Below are 17,788 nucleotides of genomic sequence, written 5' to 3'. Positions count from 1 at the left end.
TCAATTGATTAAATAAAAAAACAGCTGTTATGAAAACTACATTATTTGCGTTGATCATTATATTCTTCACAATTGCCGGTTATGCACAGCAGGATGCGCAATATACACAGTATATGTATAATGCAATCAATATAAATCCTGCTTATGCAGGTTCCAGAGGAGCTTTGAGTATTTTCGGTTTATACAGAACACAATGGGTTGGACTGGATGGAGCCCCGGAAACCAGCAGTTTTTCTGTCAACACACCTATAAACAACAGCAATTTAGGAGTAGGTATTTCGCTCGTAAATGATAAAATCGGACCTACGAATGAAAATAACCTCTCACTGGATTTTTCTTATACAGTTCAGACATCTGCCAATTTCAAGCTTTCTTTTGGCATAAAGGGAACAGCCAATTTATTCAATTTAGACATTAATAAATTAAATCCTGAAGATCAGGGGGATCCGCAATTTCAGGATTTGGACAATAAATTTTCTCCAAATGTTGGTGCAGGAATTTATTGGCATTCAGATAAGGCTTATATCGGTTTATCGGTTCCCAATTTTATCGAAACCAATCGTTACGATGATAATGACATCGCAATTTATAAGGATAAAATTAATTATTATTTAATGGGAGGTTATGTATTTAATCTGGATAGTTATGAGTATTATAAATTCAAACCTGCAATTCTGGCCAAAATGGTAGAAGGAGCGCCGCTACAGGTTGATATTTCGGCTAATTTTATGTTTGTTGAAAAGTTTGTTGTCGGAGTAGCCTACAGATGGAGCGCTTCAGTTAGTGCCATGGCGGGATTTCAGATAACGGACGGTCTTTATATAGGTTATGGTTATGATCGTGAAACCACAAAACTGAATAATTATAATTCGGGTTCACATGAGATATTTCTGCGTTATGAATTCATTAAAAATGTCAATAAAATGACAACGCCGCGTTTCTTTTAAATTGAATAATATTATGGAAGTTTAAAAGGTAGGAATGTTGAATATTTCTTCAGATTATTTAGCAGCCTGCTTAAATTGAGAAAGCTAAAGATAATTTATCAGCCTTATGTTTGTTAGTGAAAATGCTTATGAATTAGGATACAGTAATTTTACCAAGTCCATTTTGTGGAAAACTCCTATATTCGATAACCATTTTTTTTTAGTGAAATTTTTATTAAACGAATTGGTTATAAATAAAAAACATTAATACAAAGCACGTTTTGAAAGAATGAGTCATTCAATCCAAATTATTGTACATTTGTATTGACTTAAAATGCTTTCTTTTAGTTCATTTCGGGAATCAAAAATTAATCAAAAAATATCAATCTTCGAATTTAAAGAATATGAAGGATCAGCTTTCTATCATTAAATATAATTCTGATGTAATTAATATTAATTCTAAGATCCAGTTAAATCAAAATCTATTTAGCTTTTTGTTGGAAGGTCAAAAAAGTGTGCAATATGCCGGAACTAGAGCTGAGATAAATTCCGATCAGTTTTTTTTACTTTCATCAGGAAATTGCCTTATGAGTGAAAAAATTGCCGCGCCTAACGGACGTTACAGAAGCATTTTGTTATTTTTTGACAATCAGCTGCTGGCTGATTTTTTCATTCGTCATCCTCAAAAAAAACATGTTTTAGCTGACACAAAAGAGAAAGATGCTTTTTTGGTATTTGAAAAAGATCTTTTCTTAACGAATTTTACTGATTCTTTAGGTTTAATGTTAGCATCAGGTCAGCCTTTATCCTTGCAAATGCAAAAACTAAAATTGGAAGAATTACTTTTATATCTAACCGATCATTATCCCCTAAGAATCCAGCAGCTTCGGAACGTTAGTGACGGGGCAGATGATGAGTTGTTGATACGTCAGGCAGTCACTGGAAATATTGATACCTTAATTACTGTTGAAGAACTGGCTTTTCTATGTCACATGAGTCTGTCAACATTTAAACGACGCTTTGCTAAAATTTTTAGTTCTACACCAAACAGATGGCTATTGGAAAAGAGGATGGAAAAGGCGGCGTATTTACTTAAACAAGGCGATTGTAAAGTAAGTGAGTTATATCTGGAACTAGGCTACGAAAACCTTTCGAGTTTTATCCAGTCTTTTAAGCAAATACACGGAGTTACACCCAAACAATACCAATTAACACATTGAACGTTTAGCAACACTTTTTGAACGTTAAGCCCTAGACCGGTTCCATTCTTCGGAAGTACTTTTGAATAAAATTCAAATACTAATTAATACAATTATGGAAACAGTAAAACAAACATTTACTTTGAAAAGTATAGAGCTTGGAGGTCAATTGGAAAACAGGCATTTCGCTAGCGGTATGGGATTTACCGGTAAAAATCAATCTCCTCAGCTTTATTGGGAAAATCCTCCTGAGGGAACAAAAAGTTTTGGAATAACAATGTATGATTTGGATGCGCCAACTGGCAGTGGCTTTTGGCATTGGATAGTTTTTAATATTCCTTCTAACGTACAGGAAATACTTTCAGATGCAGGAAATACTAAAAAGAAATTGCTTCCTGATGGTGCTGTTCAAAGCAATACAGACATGGGTTTTCCAGGCTATGCGGGGGCAGCTCCGCCAGAAGGCCCTGCACATCGTTATCTTATAACTGTACATGCATTGGCTAGGATACTTGAACTCAATGAAAATGCAACTCCGGCTTTTGTAGGTTTCAATATGCATTTTGCAACCCTTGCTAAAGCCTCACTACTAGTCTATGGAAAAAATAATAACTAATTTGATTTTTCAATGAATGCAGACTATTTTAGAATGTTGGCTGATTACACTATTTGGGCAGATACTATAGTTATAGAGTGGTTAAACCAATTAAATGATGATCAATGGAATCAAAATATTACTAGCAGCTTTAGCAGCATTAGACAAACAGCACTTCATATTGCCAGTGCTGAAAAAGTGTGGATAGACTTTTGGAAGTGTGAACCTGTTCCTGTTTTTTTAGCAGTTGATTTTAATGGGACTAATAAAGATTTGATCAATATATGGAGAGAAGCATCGAAAGGAATGAAAAAGTTCATTGATGAATGCCCTGAAGATAATTATCTGAAAGATGTCATTTTTAGTTATCCGCGTGGAGGAGAGGGAAAAATGCAATTTTGGCAAACAGTTTCTCATATTGTTAATCACTCTACCTACCATCGAGGGCAATTGGTAACCTTATTGCGTCAAATCGGCCTTACAAATCTTTCTTCCATCGATCTGGCTACATACTTTATTTTGAATCAAAAATAAAATATGTTAAAACGGCCATAACTTTTTGTGACAAAATTTGAGGCAGCTCCAATTAAAACTATTCCACTGTATGACAAGAAAAAACTAATTGTTTTTAATATAGTAACGGCATTTATGCTGTTACTATATTTTGATCCATTAATTTGTCAATGCTATATATTGGAAAAGCAGTTTGGGATTTTCAGCTTCCGTAATTAGAAAATCAGCAACATCGAATCTGGAAATCTTACCAACTTTCATTCCTTTTTGAAGTCCTGATATCACTTTATAATTTGAGGTATTAGCGGCATCTGTTAGCATTCCGGGTCTTATGATTTCCCATTTAACTGCACTTTTGGTAATTAGTTCTTCCATTATCGTTTTATTTACATACTGTTCTTTCAGGAATAAGGAAATAACCGTCCGCATAAAAAAACTTAAATAATTTTTGCTTTCGCCAGCTCCAAAACCTGTGACAACCAAAACAGGTGAAGAGAAATTCAAATCATTTGTAACCTTAATTAATGTAGTGGCAATATCAGAAAACAGTGTAGTTGCTTTTTTATTTTTTGTCCCCACTGTTATCAGTACTGCATCAGAACCTCCAATAGCATGTTTTAAATCTAGCGGAGATACAGCACTTCCATTTATTTTAATCAGATTAGGATGATTGGGAATCTGATCTGTGTTTGTGGATAATGCCGTAACAAAATGTCCTTTTGCAAGTGCTTGATTTACGGCTTGTAATCCTATTCCGGCTCCGGCTCCTATAATTGCTATATTCATTATTTCTGTACTTTAATTTGTAAATATTTTTCTGTGATACTTTTCGGTGCAACCAGTAAACTTTCACTTCCCCATTTCCATGGATTTCCGTCGGTTGTCAGGATTTCGGCTCCTGCTTCTTTGGCTATGAGTAATCCTGCAATCCAGTTATAAGTGTCAAGGTCTTCCTGAACAAACAAATCGATCCTGCCTGCGCCGACATAAGCCAGTTGTAAACCATGTGGTCCGTAATTTCTAACGATTCCAAAATTTTGGAGCAGTTTCGTTACAGAAGCACCAATTTTATTATTTAAATCATTATATGATTTATCCTGATGGCCGTATTCAAAAACAGCAAGCATAACTGCCAAATCTGTTTTACGGCTATTTTGTAATAATTTACCGTTCATAAAAGCACCTTGTCCATCTTCTGCCCAAAATATTTCATTGGCTAAAGGATCAAAAATCACAGAAAATACAGGTTTTTCATCATGAATAAGTGCCAGATTTATTGTCCATCCTGCAATATGCTGCAGATACTGAATAGCACCATCCATGGCATCACAAAGCCAGTAACATTCTTGTTGAGTTGGATTTCTTTGTGAATCGGTATCAAACTCGTCGCCAATATGCCAGGGTATATTTGGAAACTCCAGAGATAGATCTTGTTTTAAAGAAGTAAGGCACAATGTGTCGATATTTTCTAATTGTTTTAAAAGATCGTTCATGTTTTGTGGAATCACATTTTGTTTATAGTCTTTTAAAAAGATATCACCCACTTTTCTTACTGCATCGAGTATAATTGGGATATTGATTTGATTTTGCATATAATTTAAAGTATTAATTACAATGCAAAATTAATGGGATGATGATTTTTAATGTAGTTTAAATGACTGGAAGGATAGTCCTAATCACGGAATTTTTTCCGAAACTCAAGAGGAGTGAGGTTTGTTATTTTCTTAAAAAGTTTTCCAAAATAAACAGGTTCGTCATAACCTGCTTCATATGCTATTTCTTTTACGTTTTTATCTGTAAAGTACAGAAGTCTTTTGGCCTCCATAATCGATGCCTGCTGAATATGAACTGATACCGGACTTCCTGTTAACGATTTAACAGTATCATTTAAATGCGCTGTTGAAATAGAAAGTGCCGAAGCGTACTGACCAGGCTGTTTCCAGGTCTTGAAATGCTCTTTTGCCAGTTTTACAAATGTTTCCTTAATTATCATACCGCGGTTTTCTTTCTCCTTATCGATATTTAAATTTGAAACAATTTCACCCGCAATTAAGCTTAAAAGACCGTTTAGTAAAGATTGAATGCTTTTTTGAGTATATTTATTTGAGTTTTCTGTCTGTAATTTTTCAATCAGATCCATTAAAATATTGAGATGTCTGTAAAGATTAGATTCTTTTTGAAGTAAAAAAGGATTATTGATTTTGTTTTCTAAAAGCAGCAGCATTTCTTTACTAACAAGTGCTGTATCAAAACTGATTATCCATCCTTTAGGATTTTTTACTTCTGTAATATGATGTACTTGTTCAGGAAATACACAAAGCAATGTTGGTTGAGAAAATTCTACATTTTCAAAATCAATATTTAATTTAAATGTTCCATCTAACGCTAACATTAATTGACAGTGATTATCCCGATGTGGTTTAGAGATATCATGTTCTTCAACTTCTCGATCTTCCATATTAACAATAATAATTCCTGCCTTTGCAAGAGGCGAAATCTCAAATTGTTTTATAATATGGTTTTGATTATTCAAGCTTAAAACATTATCGTCTAAAAATTTAATACGCTGTTTATGATATTTACAAAAATAAATATAAAAATCATCTGCAACAAAATAAAAGAGGGGCTTTAATAAATTCGAACATAAACTTATTAAATTCTTACATTGGCTAGTTTTTTATTTTTCAAAACACCATGTGCCACGATTCTGCCACAAAACTTTAGAATGGTGAATATTTTCAAATACCGCCTTAAGTTTTTGTAGCAAAATTTGATGCAATTCAAATATCCTCTCCAATAAATCGAGGTGCTCACTTTAAATTGAAAATAGGTAGTCATCAATTTTAAAATTATCTACGCTCGAGAGTAAAAGTTCCTGTTGTATGATATAAGTATGTGAAATAAAAAATCACTATTTATAATGATTTTTTTGGACTTCAATACTTGTAGTTTTGAAAAAAATAATATCCATTCAATTTGTTAAGTTTAGCAGTGCTGTTCATGACTACGTTAGTAAGAGTATAAAATATTTACAGTTAATAATTAAGATTTACTATGTCATCCAGATCTAATGAGTATAAGTGGATATGATGCTAAACCAATGGGAATTTTAAATATTCCCATTATTGTAACTAATGAGCATTCCAAATTTTACTACAAGTATGGGGTTTTACTATGCCGTTTTTATTAAATAAGTTGATAATATGTTATTTGCAAGAAAATCAATTTCATTTAAACTTAGATCCAAAAAGGGGTTTTAGTTCCAAACCCGCTCTAATAACAGAACTTCAGCCGTAATGCCAAAAGTGCCCCTTCAAACATCGACAGTCAAAAAATATGAACGAAAATGAGACTACACGACTTTCACGACTGACTGCAATTTTAATACAATTGCAAACAAAACGACTTTTGACGGCAACAACTCTTGCACACAAATTTAGCGTAAGCAATCGGACAATTTATAGAGATATTAGAGCACTAGAACAATCGGGAGTTCCAATAATTACAGAAGATGGAAAAGGCTATTCGCTAATGGAGGGCTACAGACTGCCTCCCGTAATGTTCACAGAAGCACAAGCAAATGCGTTAATTACCGCAGAACAATTAGTTCTTCAAAACAAAGACACTTCATTCATTAAAGATTATACTGAAGCTATTGAAAAAGTAAAAGCAGTCTTAAAATACAACATACTAGACAAAGCGAATTTACTTTCAGAAAGAGTACGATTTGACCAGAATAACAATCGGGAAAGAAACAGTAGTCATTTATCTGACTTACAATTTGCTTTGACAAATTTTCGTGTTGTAAAAATTGAATACACCAATGCAAAAAATGAACCCACAACCCGAAACATCGAACCATTTGCGTTGTTAAGTACAGAAAATTGGTTGTTAGTTGCCTATTGTCGATTAAGAAGAAAGTTTCGTTTTTTTCGTTTAGACAGAATCAATGAATTAGAAATACTTACAGACAAATTTGAAACACACAAAATGACCCTGGAAGAGTATTTTACCACCTATCACTAATTTATTTTTGACCCCTGACATAAGGCTGTCACTTTCCACGTATAAGTTTGCATCATTAATAATCTTTAAAGGAATAAAAATGACAAACTTAATAAAGACAGGATTTAATCCAATCTCATTTCCTAAGGCTACAATGATTTCAGTTAATAGTGTAGTGCTGGAAGTATTTGAAGCAGGTCAACAAAATTCAGGAAAACCTATCATTCTCTGCCACGGTTTTCCAGAGCATGCATTTTCTTGGCGTTATCAGATACAGGCTCTTGTTGATGCTGGCTACCACGTAATTGTCCCAAATCAACGCGGCTATGGTAATTCTTCTCGTCCGACCGAAATAACGGATTATGACATTGAACACTTAACAAGTGACCTTATTGCACTACTTGACCATTTTGGTTATAAGGATGCTACTTTTGTGGGTCACGACTGGGGTGCAAATGTCGTTTGGAGTCTGGCAATATTGCATCCTGAAAGGGTAAATAAAGTAATAAACTTGGCCTTACCTTATCAAGATCGTGGAGATAAACCATGGATTGAGTTGATGGAAGCAATATTTGGAGAGAACTTCTATTTTGTTCACTTCAATAGACAACCAGGAGTAGCAGATGCTATAATGAACAAAAACAAATCTCGTTTCCTTCGTAACATATTCCGAAAAAACATACCTCTCACACCGCCTGAACCCGGAATGCTAATGATTAATCTTGCAAGAGAAGAAAAACCACTTGGGGATCCCTTGATGAGCGATAAAGAACTATCTGTTTTCATTTCTGCCTTCGAATCCTCAGGGTTTACAGGAGGTATAAATTGGTATAGAAACCTTGATAGAAACTGGCACTTAATGGAAGATGTAATCACAATCATTCATCAACCGACTCTTATGATATATGGTAATCGGGATACGATTCCAAAGTCTGAAAACCTAAAAAGTATCGTCCCTAATTTAGAGGTTGTTAGCCTGGATTGTGGTCATTGGATTCAGCAGGAAAAGCCTGAAGAAACTAACCAATCAATTTTAAAATGGCTAGAACAACGGGATCATTAATAAGGAAACAGAAACATATTTCGGGCATTTTATAAAGTTTGAAAACTGCCTTAAATGCTAAAAACCTGCAAATCCTAGGATTTGCAGGTTTTACCAATTTTTTGGGCTTTTTTGTAAACTTTGAAAAGTATTCTTTTCTTTAGTTTTACGCCTTTCGCGGAGAAAGAGGGATTCGAACCCCCGGACCTGTTACAGTCAACAGTTTTCAAGACTGCCGCATTCGACCGCTCTGCCATTTCTCCAGTATGTCGCGATCATTTTGTGATTGCGAGTGCAAATATAAGACGCTTTTTCGGTTCTCAAAACTTTTTTGGGACTTTTTTTAAACTTTTTTTTGAGAGTTTTTTAAGTGCTTAATTCTCAGTATTCCTGAAAAATATTTTTTTACTTTTAGAGGTTCAAATCATCTAAAATTGGCACTGGTGTTTTGTTTTCATCGACTGCAACGAAAGAAAAAGTTCCTGAAACGACTGTTTCACGAAGTTCGGAATACATTTGTTCCATAAAAATATCTACGTGAATCTTACAGCTTGTTCTTCCGACACTCAAAACTTTTGCAACTAATTCTATTAAAGTTCCGGCCGGAATTGCTTTTTTGAAATCAATTTGACCTGTCGAAATTGTAACAACTTTCTTTCGGCTGAATCTGGTTGCGCAAATAAAAGCAACTTCATCCATAAGATGAAGTGCAGTTCCTCCAAATAAAGTATCGTAATGATTTGTTGTACTGGGAAAAACGGCTTTAAAAATATGGGTTTCCGATTTTAAAATTCTTTCTTCTATAGTACCCATATTAGTAGTTTACGTATTCAGTAATTTCAAGACCGTAACCGATCATCCCAACTCGTTTGGTTTGCTCTGTATTGGATACTAATCTAATTTTCGAAATATCTATGTCGTGCAGGATTTGCGCACCGATTCCGTAATCTTTGCTGTCAATAATTACTTTTGGAGCCTTTAAAGTTCCTGTAGATTGTAACGCCTTTAGCTCTGAAATTCTATTCAAAAGATTTACAGCAGTCATATCCTGATTAATGAAAATTACGGCGCCTTTTCCATTCTCATTAATGACCTTAAACATATCGTCTAATTGCTGCTCTGCATTATTAGTTAATGTGCCAAGCAAATCATTATTAACTTGCGAAGAATGTATTCTGGTTAAGATTGGTTCGCCCAGATTCCATGTGCCTTTAGTAAGGGCAATATGGATTTGTTTATTTGTTGTTTGTTCGTAAGCTCTTAATCTGAAAGTTCCAAAACGGGTTTCGATATCAAAATCTTCCTTTTTAACGATTAAGCTGTCGTGTTGCATTCTGTAAGCAACAAGATCTTCAATAGAAACTAATTTCAGATTGAATTTCTTCGCTACCTTTATTAATTCCGGTAAACGTGACATAGTACCATCCTCGTTTAATATTTCGCAGATAACACCTGCTGGTTTAAAGCCGGCTAATCTTGCAAAATCAATTGCAGCTTCTGTGTGACCGGTTCTTCTTAAAACACCACCTTGCTTGGCAATAAGCGGAAATATGTGACCCGGACGTGCCAAATCATGCGGTTTTGTAGATGGATTAACCAAAGCAAGAACAGTTTTAGCACGGTCTGCTGCTGAAATTCCTGTAGTAACCCCATTTCCCTTTAAATCAATAGAAACCGTAAAAGCAGTTTCCATATGATCTGTATTATTGGTAACCATTGCACGAAGATCAAGTTCTTTACAGCGACTTTCGGTAAGTGGTGTACAAATCAATCCACGTCCGTGTGTAGCCATAAAATTGATCATTTCAGGTGTTACTTTTTCAGCAGCAGCCAAAAAATCACCTTCGTTTTCTCGATCTTCATCATCTACTACAATTATTACTTTACCCTGACGAATATCTTCTATAGCTTCTTCAATGGTATTAAGTTGTATTTTTGTTGTTGACATAATTATTGTTTGTTTTGAACAGGGAAAAACCGTTCGGAAATTTTTTGAAATAATTGTGATATTGGTGTCGTAATGGCATCAAAGTTTATTAACCCGTTATCATTTGTAGCACGATAAGTCAGTAATACAGCCAATGGAGATAATATAAAAGAAGACATCCATGATCCCATAAAAGGAGTCATACCGCCTTCTTGCGAAAGTCTTTTTCCAAAAGTATTGATAAAATGAAAAGTAATAAAAATCAAAACAGCAAAGACAATTGGCAATCCAAGACCACCTTTTCTTATAATGGCGCCTAGAGGAGCACCAATAAAAAACATTAAGAAACAGGCAAAAGCAATAACAAATTTCTCATATAGTGCAGTTAAATGTTTATTGATGTCTCTTTGTTTGTCTTTTAAATCTTTTTGAGTCGTTTCAATAGAATAAATATTGCTGGTCACATTACTGGCAGCCATTTTTAGAAGATCCGACTTTTGTTTATTGGTATATAAAGATAATAGATTATTAGGGAGTGGTTTTTTCTTTTTTTCAGTCTTATATACTTTCGGTGAGCTTTTAATCCCAACACGCTGATTAATATTTTCTGAAAAAGACACTATTTCATTCTTGAGGTTTTTATTCAGGGAATCTAGCGTATAACGCAGTTCATTAACATTTAGCATTCCATTGGTGCTTCCAACACTTTCTGGGCTGTCATCAGTTTTGTTTAATTCTGATAAATCTATATTAATGATTTGTTTTTTGAATTTCCCTTTTACAAAAGGTAATTTTGTACGATCCTCGTATTTTTTTGGTGTAACGTCCTGATAATAATAACCATCATTTAAAACCAATTTTAAAATACTTGATTTTTCATTACTGATCAATTCACCATTTTTTGCTTTTATCACGGTTTTGTTTTCACCATAACTGTTAGCTTTTTCATGAATTGTTACTCCGGTTAAAATATTGCCGTTCTCACCAGATTTTTTATTTACCTTAATATTGTAGGTTCCAACGTCATTAAACTGACCTTCCGCAATCGCCATAGCAGGCTTGGCCTGTGCAATATTTTTTCGGAAATTAACAAATTTATACTCCGCATAGGGAATTACATTGTTAGCAAACCAAAAAGCAACAAAACTTAAGACGCAGATGAAGATTATCAAAACCCTCATTGCTCTTTGTAGTGATATTCCTGATGATTTCATTGCTGCAAATTCATAATTCTCAGCCAGGTTACCAAACGTCATAATAGACGACAATAAAACCGACAATGGCAAAACCAGCGGAATAATCCTTGGCATGGAGAAAAGCAGGAATTTTACAACCAGAATCAAATCAAGGTCTTTACCGGCAAGTTCAGAAATGAATAACCAGACGGTCTGCAGTATGAATATAAAAAAAAGGATTACAAAAACCGTAGTAAATGTAGTCAGAAATGTTTTTAGTAAGTATTTGTCTAAAATTTTCAACCTTGTAATTAATCTAATTTATTGATGTAGTATTTTGGATATTTGCTCGCTACAAAGGTAAATTGATTTTTTGATAAAGGCTGATTGGTTTTAAAAGAATTAACGGTCAAAGTGGTTTTTGTTCCATTTTTTCCGGTTTCAATCAAATTATAAATATGTTTTGTTTGTACATCAATACCTAAAAGGATCTCTTTTCTCTGATCTTTAGCGTTTGTAGGTGCTAATTTAATGTATTGAATTTTTCTTCCTTTTACATTCTGAACAATGTCCATATTGTATTTGTAACCTGAATTAAAGAAAGTCAGCATTTTTGAAGGCGTAATAGCATTATCATCCTTTTCGTTTACTTTAGAAATGGTAACTTCTTCATCCTCAGGAACAATTGTGTATGTTTTTTGTCCGTCGAAAATTTTAGTCACACCCATAAAATTTAAAACATACTGATTGCCTTTCATAACAACATTTCCTTTGCTGTCCTGATTGATGTTTTCTTTAGCGTTGTTTAAAGAATATTTAAAATCAATAGCGATATTATCGTAACTTTTAATTTTAGCGGTTACCTGGTTCAATAAATCTTTGGCTTTTTTATCCTGAGCCTGCATAGAAGTGAAGCTTAACAGCAATATAATTGCCATTTGAAAACACTTTTTTGTCATGTTAGTGATAGAATTGTTTTGGATTTCCTGAATTTTCGTTTTCATGAGGGGTTTAATTTTGTTCATTATTAAAAAATTGATCAAGCGCACTCAAATCCAGGATGTTTACGCTACGTGCCTTGCTCCCTTCAAAAGGGCCTACAATTCCTGCAGCTTCCAGCTGATCGATTAAACGACCCGCTCTGTTGTATCCTAATTTTAATTTTCTTTGTAATAGGGAGGCAGAACCTTGTTGCGCATTTACAATAATTTCTGCGGCTTCTCTAAACAATGTGTCTCTTTCGGAAATATCCATATCAAGATTGATGCCAGTTTCTTCCCCAACAAACTCCGGAAGCAAATAAGCAGTGGCATAAGCTTTTTGCCCGCCAATAAAATCGGTAATTTTTTCAACTTCAGGAGTATCAATGAAAGCACACTGAACACGTACTACATCATTACCATTTGTATATAATAAATCTCCACGACCAATTAACTGATCTGCACCCTGTGTGTCCAAAATAGTTCTCGAGTCAATTTTTGATGTTACTCTAAATGCAATTCTCGCAGGAAAGTTAGCTTTGATTAAACCGGTAATAACGTTTACAGATGGCCTTTGTGTCGCGATAATTAAGTGAATACCAATAGCACGCGCTAACTGAGCCAGACGGGCAATCGGTATTTCGACTTCCTTACCTGCTGTCATAATTAAATCGGCAAACTCATCAACAACCAAAACAATATAAGGTAAGAAACGATGACCCGCTTCCGGATTTAATTTTCTTGACTTGAATTTTTCGTTGTATTCCTTAATATTACGAACCATTGCGTCTTTAAGTAATGAATAACGATTATCCATTTCAACGCAAAGTGAATTTAAAGTGTTGACTACTTTTGCATTATCTGTAATAATAGCGTCTTCAGTATCCGGAAGTTTGGCCAGATAATGTCTTTCGATTTTATTGAATAAAGTAAGCTCTACTTTTTTTGGATCGACCAGAACAAATTTTACTTCGGCAGGGTGTTTTTTGTATAAAAGCGAAGTTAAAACGGCATTTAATCCAACAGATTTTCCTTGTCCCGTTGCTCCGGCCATCAATAAGTGAGGCATTTTGGCAAGATCGACAACAAAAGTTTCATTAGAAATAGTTTTTCCTAAAGCAATTGGTAACTCCATTTCAGCTTCCTGAAATTTAGCTGATCCAATTACGCTTTTCATCGAAACCATAGTTGGGTTTTTGTTCGGAACCTCAATACCAATAGTTCCTTTTCCCGGAATTGGGGCAATAATACGAATTCCTAATGCCGAAAGAGATAAGGCAATATCATCTTCTAAACTTTTAATTTTAGAAATTCTGATTCCTGCTTCAGGTACAATTTCATACAAAGTTACCGATGGTCCAACGGTTGCTTTTATCTGGGCAATTTCAATCTTGTAGTTACGAAGAGTATCTACAATTTTGTTTTTGTTTTCTTCTAATTCTTCCTGATTAATTGTAATTCCGCCAGTCGAATATTCTTTTAATAAATCAATGGTTGGAAATTTATAGTTTGATAAATCTAAAGTTGGGTCGAATAACCCAAAATCGGCAACAAGGCGTGAGGCCAGATTTTCTTCTATAATATCTTCTTCTTCCGCTTTTTCTATAACAAATTCTTCTGTGTGCACAGGAGTTTCTGTTATTGGGTTTATGTTCATCTGAAGTGGTTTTAAAACCGGATTTAAATCAATTTCTGATGAATTTGAGATAGTTGGTTTTAAAGCTTCTTTGTTGATTTCAAATTTAGAATCTTCTGTTTTTAAATGAATATTATCCGGTTCTTCTTCTTCAATTTCTTCAACTGCAAACTCTTCCAGATTATAAGCACTTTCGGGTTGTGGCTGAGGTTTTAGCGCATTCAGTTCTGTTTTGATCTCGTTTTTTGTTGAATCAAAATAAGACTGGATTTTTTCCGGAGATAATTTTATTTTGAAAATCAGATATACGATTAATCCAAAAAGAAGAGCTAACAACGTTCCTGTTTTTCCGATATAATCCTGAGAAAATAAATTAAGCTCATAACCAATAGTTCCGCCTAATTCCGGTGCGGAAGTGGCGAAAAATCCAAATAAAACAGAAACAATTATAATGGCAAATAAATCCCAGAACCAAATATTTTTTAATTTTTTGAGGGACAATTCCAGTGCCAAAAACATTCCCGTAAGGAAAAACAGGCGCACAAATATAAAAGATGCCAATCCAAAACCTTTATATACAATTAGATCGGACAAATATGCTCCAAATTTACCGAGCCAGTTTTGTACCACCTCTGTGCGGTCGTCAAGCTGGCTGACAGCACTCTGGTCAGATTGTCCGTTGATATAAAAGGAAATGAATGCAACTAATAGTGCAATAGAAAATATCACCAAAAGGCATCCTAAAACAAAACGTTGTTGTTTGTTGGGCCTCCAAGATCTTACAGAAGTCTCAGTTTTTGGTTCTTTTTTTTTGTCTAAAGTTTGTTTTTTGGTTGTTTTTGCCATTCTTGCGTTTAGTATTGCCTATACAAATTTTGGAATATAGATGATCAAACCTATTGCGATAGCTGTCATTGCGGCAAAAAATACCGCTCCTGCAGCAATATCTTTAATAAATCCAATTTTTTCGTGATAACTCGGATGAATAAAATCGGCTACTTTTTCAACAGCTGTATTAAGGCCTTCTACACTTAGTACGAGCCCAATTGCAAAAATTTGAAAAAGCCATTCTTCATGAGAGATATTAAAATAAAAACCGGCAATAGTCAACAGTATTCCCAGTGAAAATTGTACCATAACGCTATGTTCGGTACTAATTAATTTTACAGCTCCCTTAAAAGCATATGTAACGCTTTTAAGTCGGCCTTTTACAAAAGTATTATCTTTTTGAAATTCCATTTATGTAATTATAGTGCTGCCAAAGCCGCTTCGTAATTTGGTTCGTTTGCAATTTCAGCAACTTGTTCTGTATGCGTGATTTTTCCGTTTTCATCAACAACAATAATAGCTCTTGAATGCAATCCTGCAAGTGGTCCGTCAATGATGTTTAGGCCATTTGTTTTGCCAAAACTTCCTTCCTGGAAGTCAGATAAGTTAACTACATTTTCTAAACCTTCGGCTCCACAAAAACGTTTTTGAGCAAATGGCAAATCTCTTGAAATACACAATACGGTTGTGTTCTCTAAATTACTTGCACTTGCATTAAATTTTCTAGCAGAAGTTGCACAAGTTCCTGTATCAACACTTGGGAAAATATTTAAAACTAATTTTTTACCAGCAAAATTGCTTAATGAAGCAACTGATAAATCATTTTGTACTAATTTGAAATCAGCTAATTGTGTTCCAACTGCTGGTAACTCGCCTGATGTGTGAACCGGATTTCCTCCTAATGTTATTGAAGCCATGTTTTTTGTTTAAATTAATGAGGTTCAAAAGTAAGGATTAATATTTGAATCTAAAAGTATTTGTTAAGGGTTTAAGGATAGATTAAGGAGCACTTTTTGATATCCACGAATTCACGAATTTATATTATATTTTTTAATAATAACTTTTGTTTTGGGAGAATATTGTATGATTAATTTACTCTCAATCTTGTCATTCTGACGAAGGAAGGACCTTCGTTAGAAACTCGACAAAGATTAGCGATTTTGATTGTGGAACTACTTGTGAAGATCCTTTCTTCGTCAGGATGATAAGATTGTGTTGAAACCGAAAACTGAAAATAAAAAAAAGCGTCTCCAAATAGAAACGCTTTCTTCGTCATGTTTTTTTGTTTTTTTGAAAGGAGCTCGATTTATTTATCGATAGAGCCTAAAACACGTTTCATAAACGTATTTAAAGCTTCTTTTTTGTCGGTTCCCTGAGCTACCAGTTTTTGTACTTCAAGGGCACCGTACATGTTTGAAATTAATTCGCCAATAACGTCTAATTCTTCATCTTTAAGAGAAGGAATTTCGGTCATTGCTTCCAAAACTTCAATAGTTTCAATGATGTAGTCCTGATCGTTTTCTTCTATAAATTGTGTTAAATGCTTTATTACGGGTAATTTCATTTTTGTGGAGTTTTAATTATGAATTAAGCAATTGCATTAACAAGGTCGATTAAAACTTCTTGTTTGTTGGTTTGGGTTTCGCCAACTAATTGTCCGTTTACGAAAGTGGCAAACGTAGGCAGGTTGCTTACATTAGCTAATTTTCTTGACTCAGGAGAATTTTCCGCATCAACCAAAACAAAAGTGATAGCTTCATTTTCTGTTGCTAATTTTTTGAATTTTGGTTTCATAATACGGCAATTTCCACACCATGAAGCTGAATATTGTACTACTACTTTTTCGTTTTTAGCAACTAAATCTGCTAACGTATCTTCGTTTAAGTCGATTAACATGTTTTTTGTTTTTGAGGTTCTGAGATGCTAAGGTTCTGAGGGACTAAGGTTTTTAGTTTTCTTTTTAGCTCTCTTTTGATATTTTTAAGAAGCAAGATTTTAAGTTACTAAGGTTATAAGAGCAAGTCTTAGAACCTTAGCACCTTAGTATCTTAGAAACTTTAAAAATTAGTTTGCGCTTAAGTATTCAGCAGTACTAACTCTGTCAGCAGACATAGCTTCTTTACCAGCTTCCCAGTTTGCAGGGCAAACTTCACCTTTAGTCTGGATGTGCGTGTAAGCGTCAACCATTCTTAAGTATTCGTTTACGTTACGTCCTAATGGCATATCGTTTACGCTTTCGTGGAAGATTTTTCCAGTTTCGTCAATTAGGTAAGTAGCTCTGTAAGTTACGTTTGAACCTTCAACGATTACTGAATCAGTATCTTCGCTGTAGCTTGTAGATTCGATATCAAGAATACCTAAAATGTTAGCTAAGTTACGGTTTGTATCTGCTAAGATTGGGTAAGTAACACCTTCAATTCCACCGTTGTTTTTTGGAGTATTTAACCAGGCAAAGTGAACCTCGTTTGTATCGCAAGAAGCTCCGATAACGATAGTATTTCTTTTTTCAAATTCTGGTAATGCAGCTTGAAAGGCGTGTAATTCAGTTGGACATACAAAAGTAAAATCTTTTGGATACCAGAACAATAATACTTTTTTGTTGTTGTTTACTGCTTCTTCAAAAATATTGATTTTTAAGTTATCACCCATTTCTGAGATAGCATCTACTGCAATACTTGGGAATTTTTTTCCTACTAAAGACATATTTTTCGTTTTTAATTAAATATTTATTTGATGCAAAAGTAGGGTATAAGTAAGGGTACTTACAATAAGATGTAATTATTAATATTTATTTAGTAATAACTTTTAGTTATAGAAGTTGTTTTCTTTGTTGTAAGTTATTGAATGTCAATATTTACCGGAAGAGTTCCAGTGAAGTTTCTTTTTTCAAGAAATTTAATTCCTGCAATTTTTTGAAATTCTTCAAAATCCTGATAAACCTGAATAAGTCCTGAAGCCTTTT

The 17,788-nt window shown here is 34.1% G+C and carries 19 protein-coding genes and 1 tRNA gene; 6 read left to right on the top strand and 14 right to left on the bottom strand.

What is annotated here, in order from left to right:
• Positions 1-29: 29 nt before the first annotated feature.
• The 4 genes from DCO46_RS13180 (at position 30) to DCO46_RS13165 (ending at position 3,254) form a co-directional block, all read left to right on the top strand.
• Positions 30-947, top strand: coding sequence for a type IX secretion system membrane protein PorP/SprF (locus tag DCO46_RS13180; protein WP_116752981.1), 918 nt, complete (start codon positions 30-32; stop codon positions 945-947).
• Positions 948-1,330: 383 nt separating this feature from the next.
• A complete protein-coding gene (locus tag DCO46_RS13175) occupies positions 1,331-2,146 on the top strand; it encodes a helix-turn-helix domain-containing protein (protein WP_116752987.1) in 816 nt (271 codons plus the stop codon).
• A 94-nt stretch (positions 2,147-2,240) separates the two neighbouring features.
• Complete coding sequence (locus tag DCO46_RS13170; RefSeq protein WP_116752980.1) at positions 2,241-2,741, top strand: YbhB/YbcL family Raf kinase inhibitor-like protein; 501 nt, start codon at positions 2,241-2,243, stop codon at positions 2,739-2,741.
• A gap of 12 nt (positions 2,742-2,753) precedes the next feature.
• Positions 2,754-3,254 (top strand): DinB family protein, encoded by a 501-nt coding sequence (locus DCO46_RS13165; RefSeq protein WP_116752979.1) that lies wholly within the window; start codon positions 2,754-2,756, stop codon positions 3,252-3,254.
• Between the two features lie 138 nt (positions 3,255-3,392).
• Here DCO46_RS13165 and DCO46_RS13160 read toward each other — a convergent pair whose 3' ends face one another.
• The 3 genes from DCO46_RS13160 to DCO46_RS13150 all read right to left on the bottom strand — a co-directional run bounded on the left by DCO46_RS13160 (position 3,393) and on the right by DCO46_RS13150 (position 5,766).
• A complete protein-coding gene (locus DCO46_RS13160; RefSeq protein ID WP_116752978.1) occupies positions 3,393-4,019 on the bottom strand; it encodes an NAD(P)-dependent oxidoreductase in 627 nt (208 codons plus the stop codon).
• Positions 4,019-4,825 (bottom strand): inositol monophosphatase family protein, encoded by an 807-nt coding sequence (locus tag DCO46_RS13155; RefSeq protein WP_116752977.1) that lies wholly within the window; start codon positions 4,823-4,825, stop codon positions 4,019-4,021. The genes DCO46_RS13160 and DCO46_RS13155 overlap by 1 nt, the downstream gene beginning before the upstream one ends.
• Before the next feature lie 80 nt (positions 4,826-4,905).
• A complete protein-coding gene (locus DCO46_RS13150; protein ID WP_116752976.1) occupies positions 4,906-5,766 on the bottom strand; it encodes an AraC family transcriptional regulator in 861 nt (286 codons plus the stop codon).
• Between the two features lie 803 nt (positions 5,767-6,569).
• Here DCO46_RS13150 and DCO46_RS13145 point away from each other — a divergent pair.
• Together DCO46_RS13145 and DCO46_RS13140 are read left to right on the top strand one after the other, a co-directional pair.
• A complete protein-coding gene (locus DCO46_RS13145) occupies positions 6,570-7,259 on the top strand; it encodes a helix-turn-helix transcriptional regulator (protein WP_116752975.1) in 690 nt (229 codons plus the stop codon).
• A 79-nt stretch (positions 7,260-7,338) separates the two neighbouring features.
• Positions 7,339-8,301: an alpha/beta fold hydrolase gene (locus DCO46_RS13140; RefSeq protein ID WP_116752974.1), complete on the top strand. Its 963-nt coding sequence runs from the start codon at positions 7,339-7,341 to the stop codon at positions 8,299-8,301.
• Positions 8,302-8,458: 157 nt separating this feature from the next.
• Here the strand turns inward: DCO46_RS13140 and DCO46_RS13135 are convergent.
• The 11 genes from DCO46_RS13135 to DCO46_RS13085 form a co-directional block, all read right to left on the bottom strand.
• Positions 8,459-8,543, bottom strand: a tRNA-Ser gene (locus tag DCO46_RS13135).
• 148 nt (positions 8,544-8,691) lie between these two features.
• A complete protein-coding gene (locus DCO46_RS13130; protein ID WP_116752973.1) occupies positions 8,692-9,093 on the bottom strand; it encodes an acyl-CoA thioesterase in 402 nt (133 codons plus the stop codon).
• A gap of 1 nt (position 9,094) precedes the next feature.
• Entirely contained in the window at positions 9,095-10,228 is a 1,134-nt protein-coding gene (gene ribB, locus DCO46_RS13125) for a 3,4-dihydroxy-2-butanone-4-phosphate synthase (protein WP_165828941.1), read from the bottom strand.
• Positions 10,229-10,230: 2 nt separating this feature from the next.
• Positions 10,231-11,685: an LptF/LptG family permease gene (locus DCO46_RS13120; protein WP_116752971.1), complete on the bottom strand. Its 1,455-nt coding sequence runs from the start codon at positions 11,683-11,685 to the stop codon at positions 10,231-10,233.
• An 8-nt stretch (positions 11,686-11,693) separates the two neighbouring features.
• Entirely contained in the window at positions 11,694-12,386 is a 693-nt protein-coding gene (locus DCO46_RS13115; protein ID WP_116752986.1) for a LolA family protein, read from the bottom strand.
• Positions 12,387-12,393: 7 nt separating this feature from the next.
• Positions 12,394-14,844 (bottom strand): DNA translocase FtsK, encoded by a 2,451-nt coding sequence (locus DCO46_RS13110; RefSeq protein WP_116752970.1) that lies wholly within the window; start codon positions 14,842-14,844, stop codon positions 12,394-12,396.
• 18 nt (positions 14,845-14,862) lie between these two features.
• Positions 14,863-15,237 (bottom strand): diacylglycerol kinase, encoded by a 375-nt coding sequence (locus tag DCO46_RS13105; protein ID WP_116752969.1) that lies wholly within the window; start codon positions 15,235-15,237, stop codon positions 14,863-14,865.
• A gap of 8 nt (positions 15,238-15,245) precedes the next feature.
• A complete protein-coding gene (tpx, locus tag DCO46_RS13100) occupies positions 15,246-15,743 on the bottom strand; it encodes a thiol peroxidase (protein WP_116752968.1) in 498 nt (165 codons plus the stop codon).
• Between the two features lie 389 nt (positions 15,744-16,132).
• Positions 16,133-16,390: a DUF6952 family protein gene (locus tag DCO46_RS13095; protein WP_008462029.1), complete on the bottom strand. Its 258-nt coding sequence runs from the start codon at positions 16,388-16,390 to the stop codon at positions 16,133-16,135.
• Between the two features lie 23 nt (positions 16,391-16,413).
• On the bottom strand, positions 16,414-16,722 hold the full coding sequence (locus tag DCO46_RS13090; protein WP_007805605.1) for a thioredoxin family protein: 309 nt from the start codon (positions 16,720-16,722) through the stop codon (positions 16,414-16,416).
• 168 nt (positions 16,723-16,890) lie between these two features.
• Positions 16,891-17,529, bottom strand: coding sequence for a peroxiredoxin (locus tag DCO46_RS13085; RefSeq protein WP_031453682.1), 639 nt, complete (start codon positions 17,527-17,529; stop codon positions 16,891-16,893).
• Positions 17,530-17,788: the final 259 nt, after the last annotated feature.

The sequence above is a fragment of the Flavobacterium sp. HTF genome (genome assembly GCF_003105115.1).
GTDB lineage: Bacteria > Bacteroidota > Bacteroidia > Flavobacteriales > Flavobacteriaceae > Flavobacterium.
The sequence above is the reverse complement of the archived record's forward strand: the minus strand, read 5'-3'. Positions and strand labels throughout refer to the sequence as shown.

What these genes read in the sequence shown, in the direction of transcription:
- DCO46_RS13180 (WP_116752981.1), top strand. Translation starts at nt 30, where the DNA reads ATGAAAACTACATTATTTGCGTTGATCATTATATTCTTCACAATTGCC.
- DCO46_RS13175 (WP_116752987.1), top strand. Translation starts at nt 1,331, where the DNA reads ATGAAGGATCAGCTTTCTATCATTAAATATAATTCTGATGTAATTAAT.
- DCO46_RS13170 (WP_116752980.1), top strand. Translation starts at nt 2,241, where the DNA reads ATGGAAACAGTAAAACAAACATTTACTTTGAAAAGTATAGAGCTTGGA.
- DCO46_RS13165 (WP_116752979.1), top strand. Translation starts at nt 2,754, where the DNA reads ATGAATGCAGACTATTTTAGAATGTTGGCTGATTACACTATTTGGGCA.
- DCO46_RS13160 (WP_116752978.1), bottom strand. Translation starts at nt 4,019, where the DNA reads ATGAATATAGCAATTATAGGAGCCGGAGCCGGAATAGGATTACAAGCC.
- DCO46_RS13155 (WP_116752977.1), bottom strand. Translation starts at nt 4,825, where the DNA reads ATGCAAAATCAAATCAATATCCCAATTATACTCGATGCAGTAAGAAAA.
- DCO46_RS13145 (WP_116752975.1), top strand. Translation starts at nt 6,570, where the DNA reads ATGAACGAAAATGAGACTACACGACTTTCACGACTGACTGCAATTTTA.
- DCO46_RS13140 (WP_116752974.1), top strand. Translation starts at nt 7,339, where the DNA reads ATGACAAACTTAATAAAGACAGGATTTAATCCAATCTCATTTCCTAAG.
- DCO46_RS13130 (WP_116752973.1), bottom strand. Translation starts at nt 9,093, where the DNA reads ATGGGTACTATAGAAGAAAGAATTTTAAAATCGGAAACCCATATTTTT.
- ribB (WP_165828941.1), bottom strand. Translation starts at nt 10,228, where the DNA reads ATGTCAACAACAAAAATACAACTTAATACCATTGAAGAAGCTATAGAA.
- DCO46_RS13115 (WP_116752986.1), bottom strand. Translation starts at nt 12,386, where the DNA reads ATGAAAACGAAAATTCAGGAAATCCAAAACAATTCTATCACTAACATG.
- DCO46_RS13110 (WP_116752970.1), bottom strand. Translation starts at nt 14,844, where the DNA reads ATGGCAAAAACAACCAAAAAACAAACTTTAGACAAAAAAAAAGAACCA.
- DCO46_RS13105 (WP_116752969.1), bottom strand. Translation starts at nt 15,237, where the DNA reads ATGGAATTTCAAAAAGATAATACTTTTGTAAAAGGCCGACTTAAAAGC.
- tpx (WP_116752968.1), bottom strand. Translation starts at nt 15,743, where the DNA reads ATGGCTTCAATAACATTAGGAGGAAATCCGGTTCACACATCAGGCGAG.
- DCO46_RS13095 (WP_008462029.1), bottom strand. Translation starts at nt 16,390, where the DNA reads ATGAAATTACCCGTAATAAAGCATTTAACACAATTTATAGAAGAAAAC.
- DCO46_RS13090 (WP_007805605.1), bottom strand. Translation starts at nt 16,722, where the DNA reads ATGTTAATCGACTTAAACGAAGATACGTTAGCAGATTTAGTTGCTAAA.
- DCO46_RS13085 (WP_031453682.1), bottom strand. Translation starts at nt 17,529, where the DNA reads ATGTCTTTAGTAGGAAAAAAATTCCCAAGTATTGCAGTAGATGCTATC.